General features: G+C 51.3%; 17 protein-coding genes and 1 riboswitch. Of the genes, 10 read left to right on the top strand and 7 right to left on the bottom strand.

Annotated features, from left to right (window positions below; translation table 11 throughout):
- Positions 1–229 precede the first annotated feature (229 nt).
- The 8 genes from HUF18_RS02705 (at position 230) to HUF18_RS02670 (ending at position 10,616) form a co-directional block, all read left to right on the top strand.
- A complete protein-coding gene (locus tag HUF18_RS02705) occupies positions 230–1,825 on the top strand; it encodes an antiporter (RefSeq protein ID WP_225691042.1) in 1,596 nt (531 codons plus the stop codon).
- A 42-nt stretch (positions 1,826–1,867) separates the two neighbouring features.
- Positions 1,868–2,386: a CBS domain-containing protein gene (locus HUF18_RS02700; RefSeq protein WP_225691041.1), complete on the top strand. Its 519-nt coding sequence runs from the start codon at positions 1,868–1,870 to the stop codon at positions 2,384–2,386.
- Positions 2,383–2,841, top strand: coding sequence for a universal stress protein (locus tag HUF18_RS02695; protein WP_145467961.1), 459 nt, complete (start codon positions 2,383–2,385; stop codon positions 2,839–2,841). The genes HUF18_RS02700 and HUF18_RS02695 overlap by 4 nt, the downstream gene beginning before the upstream one ends.
- A 21-nt stretch (positions 2,842–2,862) precedes the next feature.
- On the top strand, positions 2,863–4,344 hold the full coding sequence (locus HUF18_RS02690; protein WP_145467962.1) for an MFS transporter: 1,482 nt from the start codon (positions 2,863–2,865) through the stop codon (positions 4,342–4,344).
- A 23-nt stretch (positions 4,345–4,367) separates the two neighbouring features.
- On the top strand, positions 4,368–5,555 hold the full coding sequence (locus tag HUF18_RS02685) for an NnrS family protein (protein ID WP_225691040.1): 1,188 nt from the start codon (positions 4,368–4,370) through the stop codon (positions 5,553–5,555).
- 247 nt (positions 5,556–5,802) lie between these two features.
- Complete coding sequence (gene nrdG, locus HUF18_RS02680) at positions 5,803–6,249, top strand: anaerobic ribonucleoside-triphosphate reductase activating protein (RefSeq protein WP_145467966.1); 447 nt, start codon at positions 5,803–5,805, stop codon at positions 6,247–6,249.
- A gap of 28 nt (positions 6,250–6,277) precedes the next feature.
- On the top strand, positions 6,278–8,101 hold the full coding sequence (gene nrdD, locus HUF18_RS02675; RefSeq protein WP_225691039.1) for an anaerobic ribonucleoside-triphosphate reductase: 1,824 nt from the start codon (positions 6,278–6,280) through the stop codon (positions 8,099–8,101).
- Positions 8,102–8,195: 94 nt separating this feature from the next.
- Complete coding sequence (locus tag HUF18_RS02670; RefSeq protein WP_225691038.1) at positions 8,196–10,616, top strand: xylulose 5-phosphate 3-epimerase; 2,421 nt, start codon at positions 8,196–8,198, stop codon at positions 10,614–10,616.
- Here the strand turns inward: HUF18_RS02670 and moaE are convergent.
- The 7 genes from moaE to HUF18_RS02635 all read right to left on the bottom strand — a co-directional run bounded on the left by moaE (position 10,611) and on the right by HUF18_RS02635 (position 15,192).
- A complete protein-coding gene (gene moaE, locus HUF18_RS02665) occupies positions 10,611–11,078 on the bottom strand; it encodes a molybdopterin synthase catalytic subunit MoaE (protein ID WP_225691037.1) in 468 nt (155 codons plus the stop codon). The genes HUF18_RS02670 and moaE overlap by 6 nt on opposite strands.
- A gap of 1 nt (position 11,079) precedes the next feature.
- Entirely contained in the window at positions 11,080–11,325 is a 246-nt protein-coding gene (locus HUF18_RS02660) for a MoaD/ThiS family protein (protein ID WP_145467972.1), read from the bottom strand.
- On the bottom strand, positions 11,318–11,806 hold the full coding sequence (moaC, locus tag HUF18_RS02655; RefSeq protein ID WP_225691036.1) for a cyclic pyranopterin monophosphate synthase MoaC: 489 nt from the start codon (positions 11,804–11,806) through the stop codon (positions 11,318–11,320). The genes HUF18_RS02660 and moaC overlap by 8 nt, the downstream gene beginning before the upstream one ends.
- 25 nt (positions 11,807–11,831) lie before the next feature.
- Positions 11,832–12,368: a molybdenum cofactor biosynthesis protein B gene (gene moaB, locus HUF18_RS02650; protein WP_225691035.1), complete on the bottom strand. Its 537-nt coding sequence runs from the start codon at positions 12,366–12,368 to the stop codon at positions 11,832–11,834.
- A gap of 1 nt (position 12,369) precedes the next feature.
- Positions 12,370–12,909, bottom strand: a complete 540-nt coding sequence (mobA, locus tag HUF18_RS02645; RefSeq protein ID WP_145467977.1) for a molybdenum cofactor guanylyltransferase — start codon at positions 12,907–12,909, stop codon at positions 12,370–12,372.
- 3 nt (positions 12,910–12,912) lie between these two features.
- On the bottom strand, positions 12,913–13,884 hold the full coding sequence (gene moaA / locus HUF18_RS02640) for a GTP 3',8-cyclase MoaA (RefSeq protein ID WP_225691034.1): 972 nt from the start codon (positions 13,882–13,884) through the stop codon (positions 12,913–12,915).
- Positions 13,873–14,020, bottom strand: a riboswitch (molybdenum cofactor riboswitch). It overlaps the preceding gene by 12 nt.
- A 53-nt stretch (positions 14,021–14,073) precedes the next feature.
- A complete protein-coding gene (locus HUF18_RS02635) occupies positions 14,074–15,192 on the bottom strand; it encodes an FAD/NAD(P)-binding oxidoreductase (protein ID WP_225691033.1) in 1,119 nt (372 codons plus the stop codon).
- A 171-nt stretch (positions 15,193–15,363) separates the two neighbouring features.
- Between HUF18_RS02635 and narL the strand changes: the two genes are divergently transcribed.
- Both narL and moeA read left to right on the top strand, forming a co-directional pair.
- Positions 15,364–16,020, top strand: a complete 657-nt coding sequence (gene narL / locus HUF18_RS02630) for a two-component system response regulator NarL (protein ID WP_145467983.1) — start codon at positions 15,364–15,366, stop codon at positions 16,018–16,020.
- A 2-nt stretch (positions 16,021–16,022) separates the two neighbouring features.
- Entirely contained in the window at positions 16,023–17,249 is a 1,227-nt protein-coding gene (moeA, locus tag HUF18_RS02625) for a molybdopterin molybdotransferase MoeA (protein ID WP_225691032.1), read from the top strand.
- Positions 17,250–17,321 lie beyond the last annotated feature (72 nt).

Genomic DNA, 17,321 nt, shown 5'->3' with positions numbered 1-17,321 from the left:
TTTTTTGGGTAGATATTGCCCAAAGTAGGTACTCCCTATGCCCTTGAATACTGTCGATAATCAGCTTTCAGCATCAACTCTCCGGATCTGATTGATCTGTGTCATAAATCCCCAATCCCCTTATGGGTAGAGCTTTTAATAAGCGCTTTTTTTGCAGTTTTTCCGCCTATTGCTGCCTTATTAAGACAGGGTGATTATGAAGTCATGATCTGATTAACAGGGGAATATCATGGCGACTAAAGGTTCAGCTTACATTGAAAAATGGGACGTGGAGGACAAGGCGTTCTGGGAGCAGGAGGGGAAGCAGGTTGCCAGCCGGAATCTGTGGATTTCAATTCCCAGCCTTTTGATTGGCTTTGCCGTCTGGCTGATGTGGGGAATGATCACCACGCAGATGAAAAATCTCGGTTTTGATTTCAGTACCGAGCAGTTATTTTCTCTGGTTGCCATTGCTGGCTTATCCGGGGCAACGCTGAGGATTCCGGCATCCTTTATGATCCGCATTGCCGGTGGCCGTAACACCGTCTTTCTGACTACAGCATTGCTGATGGTTCCGGCGCTGGGTACCGGTATGGCGCTGATGGAACCCGGAACCCCTTACTGGGTGTTTCAGTTAATGGCATTGCTGTCTGGTATTGGCGGCGGCAACTTCGCCTGTTCCATGAGTAATATCAGTACCTTTTTTCCGAAAAGCCAGCAGGGCTACGGTCTGGGCATGAATGCCGGGCTGGGTAATTTCGGTGTGACCACTATGCAGATATTGATTCCGCTGGTGATGACTGTCGGTCTGTTTGGTCCTCTGGCTGGTGACCCTATGGTTCTGCAATCTGCCAGCGGAACTCTGGTCGGTCGTATTGAGGCAGGTTCAGAAACCTGGATTCAGAATGCCGGCTTTATCTGGCTGTTAATGTTGATTCCACTGGCCTTTGCCGGTTGGTTCGGTATGAATAATCTGAACGTGGTGACTCCTGAACCAGGACATCCTTTAGCTGCCTTCGGAAAAATTATTGGCTTGTATGCCATTGCTCTTTTTACTGCAGCGGTTGGTATCTACATGATGGGAATGATTGGTATGTGGCTGGCTCTGCCATTCACTATCATTCTGACTCTGATCCTTCTGCGTATGATTCCCGGAAGTATTCAGCCTAATATCAAAAACCAGTTCAAAATTTTCCGCAACAAACATACATGGTCAATGACCGTGCTCTACATCCTCACCTTCGGTTCTTTTATCGGTTTCTCTGCTGCTTTACCTCTGTCTATTACCGTTATCTTCGGAAAAATGATGCAGGCCGGCGTGGATGGCGAAATGATCCGTGTGGTAAATCCTGACGCTCCGAGCGCTCTTACCTGGGCGTGGATCGGACCTTTTGTTGGTGCATTAATCCGCCCGGTTGGTGGTTGGATTTCCGATAAAGTCGGTGGCTCTATTGTTACGCAGATTATCTCCGCTGTAATGGTGGCAGCCTCGGTTGCAACAGGTTATGTAATGATGCAGGCCTACAATTCTTCCAACCCTAATGACTACTTCATGGTGTTTATGCTGCTGTTTATTGTGTTGTTTGCAGCCAGCGGCATTGGTAACGGCTCAACATTCCGCAGTATCGGTGTGATTTTTGATCAGCAAATGAAAGGCCCTGTTCTTGGCTGGACCTCTGCGGTTGCTGCTTATGGTGCCTTTATTGCTCCTAAAGTGATGGGTGCTCAGATTAAAGCCGGAACTCCTGAGCTGGCAATGTATGGCTTTGCTGTCTTCTATGCACTTTGTCTGGTTATTAACTGGTGGTTCTATCTGAGAAAAAGCTCAGAAATCTATAACCCTTAAGACCTCTGATTTCAATATTAAACATTTAATTCAGGTGACTTTATGAGAAATAAGAGTTTAAAAGCCGGAGATCTTATCAATGGTGAAGTTTTTGTTGCCCATGAAGGATGGACTATACAGCGTCTTGCTGACTTCTTCGTTAGCCATGATATCTCTGCTGTTCCTGTTGTTGCTGATGACCATAAACTTGTTGGCGTTGTCAGCGTCAGTGATGTCTTTCGCTTTAATAGTCTTGATATTAATGAGAAGGAAGCTGCACTGAGTCGTCTTTACCGGCGCGAATACGATATGAAAGTGCCGGAAGAGGATCTGAAAAACTGGGTAAAAGACATTAATAAGTCATGCATGGTTTATCAGATCATGACTCCCGATGTTATTACCATTGATGTCGATGACGATATCAAAGTCGTTGCTGATACCATTCTTGAAAAACATATTCACCGCGTGTTTGTTACCCGTGATGGCAATGTCGCGGGGGTCATAACCGCCATGGACCTGATCCGGTTTGTGTTTCACAGAAGCGCAGAATTCTGCGCTGATGAACGGGAGTGCATGGTATGAAAATCATGATTGCTTATGATGGTTCGCGTAATGCGAAGCTGGCGCTGGCACGAACCATTACCATGTTTGGGGAGCTTAAACCGCAGCTTATTCTGGTTGCGGTTGCCGAGAATCCCCGCGATATCACCGAGAACAACGAAGCGCTGTTTAATGACGAAGTTGATGAGCTGAAAGGCTTTCTGGCTGAGGCTCAGACGTTATGTCAGAACGAGAAAATAAGCGCTGAAACTCTGCTTCTGGATGGTGACGCGCGGAAAATGTTACTCGCGGCGACAGAGAAGTTACGCCCGGATCTCCTTGTTATTGCCCGTCACAGTCATGAACCGGACGGCGGCTTTATCGCCCGCTCACTGACCTACTTTGTGGATGAACTCGATTATATGACCTTTGGCAGCGTCAGTTCATTTTTAACCAGACGGGCGCAGTGTCCATTACTCATTCTGCCCAGCATGTAGAAATCATTACAGGAGATCGTTATGCAAGTTGCAGACGTCTTTAAATTTAAAAATCCTGAAATAAAAGCACTGCACCTGACCTGGATTGCGTTTTTTATCACCTTCTACGTCTGGTTCAATATGGCTCCGCTGGCCAGCAGCATGCTGAAAAGCGTTAACTGGCTGACCGCAGAAGACCTGAAACTTTTTGCTATCTGTAACGTAGCGCTGACCATTCCTGCACGGATTATTGTTGGCATGGCGCTGGATCGTTTTGGCCCGCGGCGGGTGTTCTCTGTGCTGCTGGTAACCATGGCCATTCCGGCGCTGGCGTTTGCTTTTGGCGAAACCCGTACCCAATTACTGGTTAGCCGTCTGGTGCTGAGTTCTATTGGTGCCAGTTTTGTGGTTGGTATTCATATGACTGCAATGTGGTTCAAACCTAAAGATATTGGTTTTGCCGAAGGCTTTTATGCCGGCTGGGGTAACTTTGGTTCGGCTGCAGCAGCTATGACCTTGCCAACGATTGCCATCACTATGTATGGCGGTGATGACGGCTGGCGCTGGGCAATTGCACAGAGTGCATTTGTGATGGCGGCTTACGGCGTTTATTACTGGTTTGCCATTACCGATGGTCCGGTCGGAACCGTGCATCGTAAACCGCGGAAAACCGCTGCACTCGAGGTCAGCAGCTGGGGTGACATGGTTAAGTTGATTCTGTGGACCATTCCTCTGGTGGGTATTCTGGCTGTGCTGGTATGGCGTATCCAGAAACTGGGTTATCTGGATGCGACAGGTGCGGCTATTGCGTATGCCGTTATTGCTGCCATTGTGGTTTATCAGATTGTGCAGATTCTGCGGGTAAATGTACCGATTCTGAAAAAGGGTGTACCGGAAGACGATAAATATCCGTTTAACAGTGTGGCAGCCCTGAACAGTACCTATTTCGCTAATTTTGGTGCAGAACTGGCGGTTGTTTCTATGCTGCCGATGTTCTTTGAAAAAACCTGGAGTCTGTCTCCGACCGCTGCGGGTTTAATTGCCGCTTCTTTTGCCTTCGTTAATCTGGTTGCCCGGCCTATGGGTGGGCTGGTTTCCGACCGTCTGGGTAACCGTCGCTTTGTGATGCTGAGTTATATGCTGGGCATTGCGATAGGCTTTGCACTGATGGGGCTGTTGAATTCTTCCTGGCCGTTGGTTATTGCCGTTGCGATTACGGTATTTACTTCATTTTTCGTACAGGGAGCAGAAGGTGCCACTTTCGGTATTATTCCATCCATTAAACGTCGTCTGACCGGACAGATCTCCGGTATGGCGGGTGCTTATGGTAATGTGGGGGCAGTGTTTTATCTGACCATCTATACCTTTGTGGATGCGAATCAGTTCTTCTTTATTATCGCTGCCGGTGGTTTTATCAGCTGGCTTGTTTGCCTGATGTGGCTGAAAGAACCGGAATCCGCTTTCTCTGACGAATACTATGTATCGTCAGTCGACAGGCAGATTGAGCAGGAACTGAAGGCCTGAAAGCCAAAGCTCTAAGGAGTGTTATGAATATATCCTCTGTACCCGCCCACCCTTTGTGGGGCCAGGCGTTCCGGCCGATGTTTCTGCTGGGGGCGGCATTCAGTGCTCTGGCCATTCTGCTCTGGGGGCTGGCGTTACAGGGGATTATTCTGCTGCCGGGTAGCGGCAGTATTTTCTGGCACAGCCATGAAATGCTGTTTGGTTTTGCCCTGGCCATCGTCGCAGGGTTTTTACTGACCGCCGTACAAAACTGGACCGGGCAGCGGGCAACCCATGGCCGGCCACTGTTATTGCTGACACTTTTATGGCTCGCTGGCCGGCTGTGTATGTTAGCCGGTGATCTTTTGCCCTGGTGGTTTACCGCCCTGGTTGATATGGCATTTATGCCGCTGGTCGCCTGGTTTTTCTGGCGACTGCTGTTTGCTGTTAAACAACAGCGGAATTATTTCTTTGTACCTGTGTTGTTGCTGATGACCTTTGCCAATGCGGTGATGCATTGGGGCAATGCGGTGCAGGATATGTCACTGGTGCAGTGGGGTAGTCACAGTGTCAGCTGGATGCTGATATTAATGATTACAGTGATTGGCGGTCGGGTAATGCCGATGTTTACCGCCAATGGCAGTATGACGCCGAAAACAGAAGCGCTTCCCTGGCTGGAAAAACTGGTGCTGGGGGCGAGTTGGTTGTTGCTTGTGATTTATCTGCTGCGTCTTGATCTGTTATTACCACCCTTTGTGCTGGCGTTGCTGCTGGTGCTGACGGCAGCCAGTCAGGCGCTGCGGATTGCCCGCTTACGTATCGGGGTTACCTGGAAAATCCCCTTGCTGTGGTCATTACATCTTGCCTATTGGTTTATTCCACTTGGCCTCTTGTTGCTGGCGATGCACTACCTTGGCTGGCCGGTCACCTTCAGTGCGGCTTTGCATGCACTGACCGCCGGAGCGGTTGGCGGAATGATTCTGGCCATGATTGCCCGCGTGTCATTGGGGCACTCCGGCCGGCCACTGCAGCCAAGGCCGTTAATGTCACTGTCGTTTGCGCTGCTGCTGCTGGCTGCGCTGCTGCGTTCTCTGGGAGTGATTATCTGGCCACAGCAGTCTTTGCTGTTTTACAGCCTGTCGGCCTTGTTGTGGAGTAGCGCTTTTATACTCTTCGTCTTTTGTTATGCGCGCATTTTGCTTGGTCCACGGCCGGACGGCCGCGCGGGCTAAGTCATTGTGCCAATATTCTTTAGCCGGGTAATAACCCGGCTTTTTTCTTTCTGCATTGCCACTGCGCCATAAATGGCCATTGCGCTGACGGCTCTTTTCCTGATCATCCGTTCTCTGTATCGGATACCCATGTCGGAGTAGTTTGCAAATAAAATTGATATGGATCAATTTTATTCGGCCGTCTCTCGTTAGTCTCTGTCCATATCTTGTGTCTGTTTATTGTTTAAGGCACTACATATGGGGTTTTATGTATTTCAGTCGTGAACAGGTGGTCTTCCAGGAAGTGCCGGGAGAAGTCTCTCTGGCCTACACCATCAGCGGTTGTCCGCTGCGTTGTCCCGGTTGCCACAGTGCAGATACCTGGCCCGCGATGGCGGGTGAACCGCTGTCCGAAGAGTACTTCCGGCAGCGTCTGGAGACATACGCCGGTCTGATCAGCTGCGTGCTGTTTATGGGTGGAGAGTGGCATGAAGCGCAGCTGTTACTGTTGCTGAAGCTGGCCCGCCGGCAAGGACTGAATACCTGTCTTTATACCGGGCTCGATACAGTTGCTCCGTGCCTGCAGGCTGAGCTGACCTATCTGAAAACCGGTCCCTGGTTACGGGATCTCGGGGGGCTGGAGTCTCCCTTAACAAATCAGCGTTTTATGGATTTACGCAGCAATCGCTGCCTGAATCATAAATTTCATCAATAACAATTGCCTACTCTGAAGGAGCGGAATCATGCTGAAACTGAGCGCAGAGCACATTAAGCATAAGCTGGATTTTATTGAACATTATCTGGCTGCACAAAATGCCGCCGACGGCTCACGGATGGATGCCAATGCCAATGTGACCGAAAAGAATATCGCCACGCTCGAAGCGGAGATGATGAAAGATTATTTTGTGCAGATTAACCGTGCGCAGGTTTCAGCAAAAATTGCCGATTTATTCGGGGATGATCTGGCACAGGAATATATCCGCCAGATAGAGAACCATGAGATTTATGTACATGATGAAACCAGCCTGAAGCCCTATTGTGTATCGGTAACTATGTATCCGTTTTTACTGGACGGGCTGACTAAGCTTGGTGGCGAATCTCAGGCACCGAAGCATATTGAATCGTTCTGTGGTTCATTCGTAAATTTTGTCTTCGCTGTCAGCAGCCAGTTCGCTGGCGCGGTGGCTACGGTCGAATTTTTAACTTACTTCGACTATTTTGCCCGCAAAGATTATGGCGATGATTATCTGAATACCCACCGTCAGCAGATTGCCAACCATCTTCAGCATGTTGTGTATGCCATCAATCAGCCCGCCGCTGCCCGGGGTTATCAGAGTGTGTTCTGGAATCTTTCGCTATACGACAAAAACTATTTCGATAGCATGTTTGGTGAGTTCGTCTTCCCTGATTTCAGCAAGCCCTGCTGGAAGACGCTGGATAAACTTCAGCATTTTTTCCTGGATTGGTTTAATGCTGAGCGCAGCAAAAGCATCCTCACCTTTCCGGTTGTCACCGTGGCCATGCTGACCGAAAAAGGGCAGTGTAAAGATCAGGACTTTGCCCGCAGTATGGCCGCTCATCTGAACCGGGGCAGCTCTTTCTTCGTTTATCTTTCCGACAGTGCAGACAGCCTGGCATCCTGCTGCCGCTTACGCAGTGAAATCAGCGACAATACATTTTCCTACTCGCTGGGAGCCGGTGGTGTGGCAACCGGTTCTATTAATGTAATTACAGTTAATATGAACCGACTGGTTCAGGATGGCCGTGATCTTGCCGAAGAAATCAGTAAGGTGCAGCGTTATCAGGTGGCCTATCGTCGCTTAATGGAAGAGTACCTTCAGGCCGGAATGCTGACGGTTTACAACGCCGGATTTATTAATCTGGACAAGCAATTCCTGACTATCGGCATTAACGGTATGGTCGAGGCTGCTGAATCGCAGGGGTTGGTTGCCGGTAATAATCAGGCGTATAAAAACTTTGTCAGAGATCATCTGAAAGTGATTTATGAGGCCAATAAGGCCGCTAAGCTTGAGTATGGTTATATGTTTAATACAGAGTTTGTTCCGGCTGAAAATCTGGGCATCAAAAATGCCCGCTGGGATAAATCCGATGGCTATCGTGTGCAGCGGGATTGCTACAACTCCTATTTTTATCAGGTCGAAGATGAGCAAACCAATGTGCTGGATAAGTTCCAGTTGCATGGTCGTGAGTTACTTGATTATCTGGATGGTGGATCGGCACTGCATCTGAATCTGGAAGAAAAACTGAGTGAAGACGGTTATCTGGCCTTACTGAATATTGCGGCCCGTACCGGCTGTAATTATTTCTGCGTAAACGTCAAAATCACCATCTGTAACGAATGTGAAAAAATTGATAAGCGGACGCTGGAATATTGCCCGGCCTGTGGTTCTGACGATATTGACTATGGCACCCGGGTTATCGGTTACCTGAAACGTACCTCTGCGTTCAGTGCCGGGCGCCGTAAGGAACATTCCATCCGTCACTATCACCGTCAGCAACGTCAGGAAAATCCGGGTAATCGTCAGCGTTTACAGGCTGTCAGCTGATCTGTGTCATGGTCTGCGCCGGTCTATCCCCTGCGGGGTATAGATCGGCGATGTCAAAACGCGTTTCATCAGAGACTCCTGACACGGAGTTGCTATGACGCTTAATTTATACCAGCAAACCAGTCACCCGATGACTCCGGAATATCTGGATCATGAAGCGCAGAATCTGCGTGATCAGAATCCGGAACTGGCGCTCTGGGCTGCAGGTCTGGGAGTGATTGAACACCGCCCGGCTACTCAGATTCAGGCACACCTGATGGCTGAGTCATTGCTGCAAAAAGGATTAATTGCTGATACCGGATATTTTTTTCAGCGTTTGCGTGCTCTGGATTGCCTGACCCAGCAGGCGATGTGGCTGGTGGTGCATATGACCTATGCCCGCCGAGTCTATACCGATGGCCGTAATCTCACGCCTCAGGATTTTAAAACCCACCCACGCGGACATACCGGCGGCGCTCTGAATATGGTGCCGGCCTATGCCGGTTTGCTGGCGTTAAATCATTTTACCGGCCAGCCGCGGGATTGGCTGATGGGGCAGGGCCACTGTGTTGCTGCCATTGATGCTTTGCAATTGCTGACCGGCACCGCAGCATCTGAACGCCGTCAGCAGTATCCATTAAATGATGAAGGCCTGAGTCGCTTTGTCGCCGATTGTTATGACACCCGCCTCGATAATACCGGGCAGCGGATATCAACACTGGGCGCTCACGTTAACGTGCATACAGCCGGTGCGCGAATGGAGGGTGGTTATCTGGGCTTTGCCGGAATGCAATATGCGCATATGCCGCTGCCGGGAGAGCGTCTGGTCGCTTTTTTAAGTGACGGAGCATTTGAAGAACAGCGCGGTACCGACTGGGCCGCGCGCTGGTGGCGTGGAGAAGACACCGGCCTGATTGCGCCGGTAATGATTGCCAATGGCCGGCGTATTGATCAGCGCACGACCATTGCCCAACAGGGCGGCTGCAGCTGGTTTGTCAGTCATTTACGTAATCAGGGCTTCGCGCCTTTTGTGATTGATGGGCGGGACCCTGCGGCCTTTATGTGCGCCATTTATTATATGGAAATTCAGCTGTCCCAGGCGTTTGAACGTATCCGTCAGGGCGAAGCGCAATATCCGGTTGCCTTGCCTTACTGTATTGCTGAAACGGTAAAAGGGTTTGGCTTTCCTGCGGCCGGCACTGGCGCCGCGTATGGTTTGCCGCTGGGAGCCTATCCGGCAGAAAATCCGGAAGCGCTGGCCTTTTTTCATCGGGGAGCAAAAGCATTATTGCAACCGGATGCGCAATGGCGCGAAGCCGCTTCTTTATTGGGGCAACCTAAACAAAAAAGCACGCCTATGCTGGCCGTTAATTGCCCTGAACCGGAATGGGCTGACCGGCGGGAATCCGCTATGGCGGCTATTGATCGTTATTTTATTGAATTAACCGAAGTTAATCCGCGCTTGCGGGTCCGGGTTGGTAATCCTGATGAGCTGCGCGGCAATGGTATGAGCCAGACGCTGGATCAGTTCCGTCACCGCGTTACCCGCCCGGAAATTACCGCCGCAGAAGCTATCGATGGCTGTGTTATTACGGCTTTGAATGAAGAGGCCGTTGTCAGTGCCTGTCTGGCGAATCAGGCGGGTATTAATCTGGTCGTTGCCTATGAAGCCTTTGCCATAAAAATGCTGTGTGCTTTGCGGCAGGCCATTATTTTTTCACGCCAACAAAAAGAAGCGGGTGATGCAGCAGGCTGGCTTGGCTTCCCGGTTGTGACAACCTCGCTGATCTGGGAAAACGGCGAGCATGACCAGAGCCATCAGGACTCCAGTTTATCGGAAGGACTGATGCTTAAAATGGCCGATATGGCACGGGTCGTATTTCCTGCTGATGCCAACAGTGCGATGGCCTGCCTGCGCACCTGCTATGGCGATTTAGGAGTGGTCTGGAATCTGGTGGTTACGCGCAGTGTGATGCCACAGTTTTTTTCTGCCCGGCAAGCTACCCAACTGGTTCAGGATGGTGCTGTCTGTCTGCGCGGACATTGCGGCGCTGAATTGCAGCTGGTTGCCTGCGGTGCCGTGCAACTGCAGCAAATGCTGAAAGCCTCCGACCGCTTACGTCAGCAGCGTGTAGCGCATTCACTGATTTATTTATTAGAGCCTGGACGTTTCCGTCAGGCGCGCGACCGTTGGGAAAAATCAGCGCTGGCTGATCCGGCAGTTGTGCGCGCATTGTTTCCTGCCAGAGTGCGTTACCGGGTTTTTCTCACCCATGGCCGGGCTGAGGTGCTGCTGGCAACCTGCCGGCAACTGGATCTGGGCGCGCAACGAACCCGGGCATTGGGGTATATCAACCGTGGCGGCACACTGGATACTCAGTCGCTGTTATTTGTAAACGGCTGCACCTGGGCTCATGCTCTGGCAGCACTGGCAGAATTATGTGGTCAGAAACCAACGCTGTGGCTGACCGAAGAAGAGTGGCGGGCGATTGATGGGCGCGGCAACCCCTACCATGTTATTCCGGAGCCTTTATGATTCCGGCGACGACCAGCGCTGAGCGGCCTGGTTGTCACTGTCTTTTGCCTCCACCCAATAGCCGGCTGCTGTTGTCTGTTCTTTTTTCCAGAACGGCGCGCGGGTTTTCAGAAAATCCATAATAAATTCACAGGCGCGGAAAGCGGCTTCACGGTGAGCACTGCTGACCAGTACCAGCACAATCTGCTCGTTAACGCTTAATGTACCAATGCGATGAATAATGGTGATATTGCCGAGGAGCCAGCGTTGCCGTGCCTGTTCGGTGATCTGCAATAATGATTTTTCGGTCATGCCCGGATAATGCTCCAGCGTCATGCTTAATAACGAGTCGCCGGCCAGCTCGCGAACACTGCCGATAAAACTGACGATGGCTCCGCAGCCAGCCTGATTACCCAGCGCTGCGTATTCGTCGGCCAGATTAAAATCTTCCTGCTGCACTTTTATCCGGGTTAAATGTTCCATATCAGCCACCGGTTACCGGAGGGAAAAAAGCAATTTCATCACCGGCAGTAATTGCTTCGTCAGGTGTACACAGTTGCTGATTACGGGCACAGAGCAGATCGGGCCTGGCCAGTGCTGAGTCCCAGTTCTCTCCCTGGGCGCGTAATTCCTGTATTAAACCGGCAATACTTCTGGCTTCGCTTTGCCAGTTAAGTTGCCCGCAACCAAGGGTTTCGCGCAGGGCGGCAAAAAAAACAATATTAAACATGATCAGATTCTCCGCTACGCAGCCAGTGGCCGCTTTTACCGCCTTGCTTTTCCTGCAGGCGGATATCACTGATGACCATGGCCGGATCAACCGCTTTGCACATATCGTAAATGGTCAGGGCTGCAACGGATGCCGCCGTGAGTGCTTCCATTTCCACGCCGGTCTGGCCACGCAGACGGCACAGGGTCGTGATATGAATTTCCTGTTCTGAAAGAACAAAATCTACGCTGACTTTGCTCAGGGCCAGTGGGTGGCAAAGCGGAATTAAATCGCTGGTACGTTTGGCCGCCATAATGCCGGCGATGCGTGCCGTTGCCAGTACGTCACCTTTTTTAATTTCAGCCTGCTGAATACGGGCGATAACATCCGGGCGGGTGATGATTCTGGCGCTGGCATAAGCGCTGCGCAGACTGCTTTCCTTGGCCGACACATCGACCATGTGAGCATGACCGTGCTGATCAATATGGGTCAGATCTGACATAAAATTCTCCAGGGTCTGTTAGGGCCTAACGACAGGCATTAACAGGGCTGTTTTTAACATGGGCAACGAAATTACATGGCCCGGTGCGGCTGTCCAGCTGTGGTGCGATCAGCGCTTCCCAGGCCTGACGGCAGGCGCCGCCAGAACCGGGAACAGCAAAAATAAGGGTTTTATTGGCAATCCCGGCCAGTGCCCGGGACTGCATACTGCTGCTGCCAATATCGGTAAAACTTAACTGCCGGAATTGCTCGCCGAAGCCCTCGACCTCTGCATCAAATAAAGGGCGGATGGCTTCTGGTGTGCAGTTGCCCTCAGAGAAACCGGTGCCGCCATTAATAATAATGACCTGAATATCCTGGCTGGCAATCCAGTCGCTGATGCAGGCGCGAATGTCATAACGGTTATGCTTTAACAGGGCGCGGGCGCGGATTGTGTGGCCGCTTTCCTGAGCCAGTGCCAGCAGCAGATTGCCACTGCTGTCTTCGGCCGGAGTGCGATGATCCGACAGCGTCAGAATGGCAATGTTTAAGCGGAAAAATTCTTTGCTGGTATGTTTACTCATATTAATGACCGCCTTGCGAAGCATGGCAGGCCAGCTGCCAGTCTTCGGGAGTATTTGTATTCAGCAACAGCTGTGGTGATGGGCAGGGAATTGCTCTGGCCGCACAATAAGACAGCAGGGCACCAACAGAACGCCGTCCTTTTTCATGCAGTTGTTTTGCAATATAAGACTGTAAATCGCTGCTGTTATGCAGCACGCAGGGCAGATAATGATCTTTAAAGAAAACCGGCTGTTCCTGTGAATGACGTATCAGAGTGCGCAAAAGTGCTGCCGTCATCCAGGGCATATCGACAGCCAGTACCAGTACACGCTCATGTTTGCAGAATGGCAGCAGAGTATGCAGGCCAGACAGGGGCCCATGCCCTGCCTGCTGGTCGGGAGTGCCCAGTTGCGGATGGCTGAGCTGAATATCGTCACAACCTGCCTGTTGCAGCCGTACCTGCTGTAACAGCCATAGCGGCAGGCCGTTCATCGGCAACTGCGCTTTATCGGTCCCCATACGTGAAGAGCGTCCACCGGCAAGAATAATGGCACTGAACATATCTCACCCCCCGATCATGGCCAGATGACGGGTCTGGCCACTGCGTTGCTGATGCAGATAGTGGCTTTCTTCTTTTCCGCCAATGGCCCGTTGTAAAAATGCTTCGACCGGTGCGGGATCGTCGCTTTGCAGCAGCTCACGCAGACTTTGATGCTCGTCGGCAAATAAGCAGAGAAATAATTCCCCTTTACTGGATACGCGCAGGCGATTGCAGCTGCTGCAGAAATCTTTACTGTAAGGCATGATGAGTCCGACCCGGCCTGCATAATCCGGATGGGCATATTCCAGCGCCGGACCATCGGTGGTTGCCTTAGGCTGCAGTTGCCAGCCATCCTCGGTCAGCTGCTGACGGATAAATTCACCGCTTAAATGCTGTTCCTGATAGAAGCCGGCATTATCGTTGGTCCGCATTAATTCAATAAAACGCAGTGATACAGGACGGTCTTTTATAAAGCGCAAAAAGCCAGGCAGAGAGTCGGTATTGTGCTGGCGCAATAATACGGTGTTCAGTTTTACTTTCTGAAAATTCAGCTGCAGGGCCTGATCGATCCCCTGCAAAATATAATGCAGACGATCGGCCCCGGTTATGCGTGAAAAAATGGCAGGGTCAAGGCTGTCGACGCTGATGTTCAGGGCGTCCAGTCCGGCTTTTTTCCAGTCGGATATTTCTTTCTGCAGATTGTAGCCATTGGTGGTCAGGGCAACCTGTTCTATACCCGGTACTGATTTGCATAAGCTGATAATTTCGCTGAGGTCGCGGCGCAGTGCCGGCTCTCCTCCGGTCAGGCGAACCTTACGGGTACCCAGACGGGCGAAGGCGGTCAGCAGGCGGCGGACTTCATGGATATTCAGATCAGACTCAGCTGTATCACAATCATTACCTTCTGGCAGGCAGTAGGTACAACGGAAATTACAGCGTTCAGTCAACGACAGGCGCAGGTAAGTAAAGCGCCGGGCAAAACGGTCGGTCAGCATAAGACACCTTTCCAAGCATGGGAGGAAGCTGGGTTTCCCCTGAATCCCGGTGGCAGTATTGCCACGGCTGAGCTGCCATAACTCACCGATGAGGGGAGTGAGCATTAGGCAGATCAGCTCGGCGTCAGTTGAATATAGCGGTATGAGTAGGCTGCTACTATCCGCTTCCCGGGATAGTGACATGCCTCTTTATGGGTAGGTCACTGCGGCCTGATGTCCGCTGAAAAGCAGCTGATCCCGGCAGTAACGGATGTCCCGGTGTGTCAGCATCATATCCGCAAGGGTTTCGCTGCCGCGCACATCACCGGCAAGAATAAAACCGATAATGCGATCTCCGGCAATGATGATCTTGCGGTAGATGCCACACTCCGGAATATGCATTGTGAGGCACTGATTGTTCTTTTCGGCATTCAGGCTTCCGGCATAATGAATGGCGAATTTATTTACCGAAATCCGGTGTGGCAGATCTGGTTTGCCAAGCCAGAGTTCCCGCAATAACGAAAACTGATCGGAATGCTCGTTCGTTTTTCGCCAGCAGCGGGAGGCAAACATATTAAGAATTGATTCAGGCGGTGTGAAATGATCTCCGCCATCGGGCAGATCCAGACTGTCAGTTGAAGAGATTTTTATGTTCCGGGTTTGTATCTGAGCATGACGGATTTCTTTATTTCTGCTGCTCAGCGGCATGTAAATTACAGGTATGGTTTTGGGGATGGTGTTTTTTTCTTCAAGCGGAATTATTTTAACGCCAGAGTTTTTTATCTCTCTGTAAATCAGCCGCTGAATATGTTTGTCAAACCCGGGGTTTATAAGGGCGGCTTTGTCGGCAACCAGATATGCCGGAAATCCTGCACGGGCAACACTGGTTGCATATTGGATTGCCAGTTCAGAGCTGCCGATGATGGTGATACCGCCGGATTTCTGTAAATGGTTCTGGGCGAGCTGAATATTTTCAGGTGTGTGCAGTGGAATATACAGACTCCGGTCACCGGCCGTTTTCAGTACCGATACATGCCTGGCATCAGGACGTGTATCGACGACGGCAGCATAATTTATGTCGGGTTCTGTATGGCGGCAGATATAGCGGATTTTCCGTGCGTGATACCACTCTGGCGGAGTTTCCATTTCTGCTATCGGCAATATACCGGCAAGCAGCTGAGGAAGGCAGTGACGAGGGAAATACCGGTGGTCGGATTGTGACAGCAGGTGAATATGGCTGAAACAATTACTGGCTGAGAGTTTGTCCTGCAGCCGGTGTGAAGTGTTGTTGTCGCCGATGATAAGAATGTTTTTATTATTTCCCGCCATGTCGAATGCCTCTGACCTGACGGTGATATTGGGCCGGATACTATGCACAGGCAATACTAAAGAACGCATACCTCATAAAGGGTATAACGATTTTCACCCGATTTAATCTCAATTGACTTTGATTGGGTGCGCCTTAGTATGGAACGATAATCAGCGAAAACGGTTAAAAAAATGGATAGCAAAAAATCGACAATCATGTTGGTTGATGATCATCCCCTGTTGCGTAAAGGACTAAAGCAGCTGCTTGCATTTGAAGATGACCTTGAGGTTATCGCCGAAGCCAGCAGCGGTGCAGAAGCAATTGATCTTGCTGTTGAAGATGAGCCGGATCTTATTATTCTGGATCTTCATATGCAGGGTATGGATGGTCTGCAGACACTGACTAAATTACGCGACCGGGGCATTACCTCGAGAATCGTTATGCTTACTGTCTCGGATGCTGATGACGATGTGCTTACCGCCATTGGTCAGGGGGCTGATGGTTATCTGCTGAAAGATACCGACCCGGATATGCTGCTGGAGCAGATTAAGCAGGCTGTCGGCGGCAAGATGGTGTTGAGTGAGGCGGTGACCAAGGTTCTGGCTGCTGCTATTCGCCGTCCGGCGGTGCGTCCTGCATCTGAACTGGATGCCCTGACCGGACGTGAAGTTGAAATTCTGGAATGCATTGCCAAGGGTATGAGCAACAAAGTTATTGCCCGCGAGCTGGATATTTCCGACGGTACGGTCAAGGTTCATGTGAAGCATTTGCTGAAAAAACTCGGACTGCGCTCCCGTGTGGAAGCGGCGGTCTGGATGGTGAACCAGCAGGGTGAAGATAAGGGGTGAGTATGCAGTCTGTCGCCGATGCTGTTGCCGGGATGCTGGCGGCGACATCCGGATATGCCCTGGGTGAAGAGAGTGTCGCTCTGCAGCAACTGGACGGACGCATTCTGGCAAAACCTCTTTATGCACCGGAAACCGTGCCGGCGTTTGATAATTCGGCGATGGATGGCTATGCGCTGCACAGCCGCGATGCAGAGCTGCTCTGCAGCACCGGTTTAACGCTGGCTGGTGCCGCACTGGCGGGGCATCCCTTCCGTGGTGTGCTGCAACCGGGACAGGCGTTACGGATTATGACCGGCGCCGAAATGCCGGCCGGCGCCGATACCGTCATCATGCAGGAAGATGTGCAGGTCGATGTGCAGGCAGATGGCGAGCGTATTGTTTCGCAGGCACCACTCCACCCCGGCAGCCATGTGCGTCATGCCGGCGAAGATATCCGTCGCGGTGAGGTAATGCTGGCCGCCGGACAACGTTTAACTCCGCTGCATATTGGCTTATTAGCCAGCGTCGGTCTGGCGCAGGCTGAAGTCTTCCGTAAATTACGGGTTGCCCTGTTCTCCAGTGGCGATGAATTATGCCAGCCGGGCGACTCCCGCCAGGCACATCAGATTTATGACAGCAATCGCTTTGCTTTACGGGCGATGCTGGAGCGCATGCCGGTTGAAATTATCCACTTTGCCTGGCTGCCGGATACCCTTGAGGCCATGCGTTCTGCCATTGCTGCAGCAGCACAGGAAGCCGACGTTATTATCACCAGCGCCGGTGTTTCAGTCGGTGATGCCGATTATACCCGTCAGGTGCTGGATGAACTGGGCGAGGTTAATTTCTGGCGGGTTGCCATGAAGCCGGGGAAACCTTTCGCCTTCGGACGCGTAAAAAACAGCTGGTTTTTTGGTCTGCCGGGCAATCCGGTATCGGCCATCGTAACCCTGGATCAACTGGCTCAGCCGGTATTGCGCCAGTTGTGTGGCGAACGTGTTCAGGCGGCACTGCCGCTGCTGGCAACCGCTGCTGAAGCCTTCAGAAAACAACCGGGAAGGCAGGACTTTCAGCGCATCCGTCTGGACTCTGAAGCGGGTGTATTAATGGCCTCGCCGTGTGGCAGTCAGGGTTCTGGCCTGTTGCATGGTTTTGCTGATGCTCAGGGGTATGCCGTACTTGAAGCGGAGCGCGGTCATGTCGCGCCGGGCGAGCAGGTTCGTGTAATGCCTTTGGGTGCATTATTGAATTAGGGCCTGTTGACACTAATTAAACAGGCCTGTTATCGGATAAAAATTCCTCAGACAAGGCGCTGAGAGTGTGGT

It is taken from the genome of Thalassolituus sp. ST750PaO-4, assembly GCF_020320405.1.
GTDB lineage: Bacteria > Pseudomonadota > Gammaproteobacteria > Pseudomonadales > Oceanobacteraceae > Venatoribacter > Venatoribacter alkanivorans.
The sequence above is the reverse complement of the archived record's forward strand: the minus strand, read 5'-3'. Positions and strand labels throughout refer to the sequence as shown.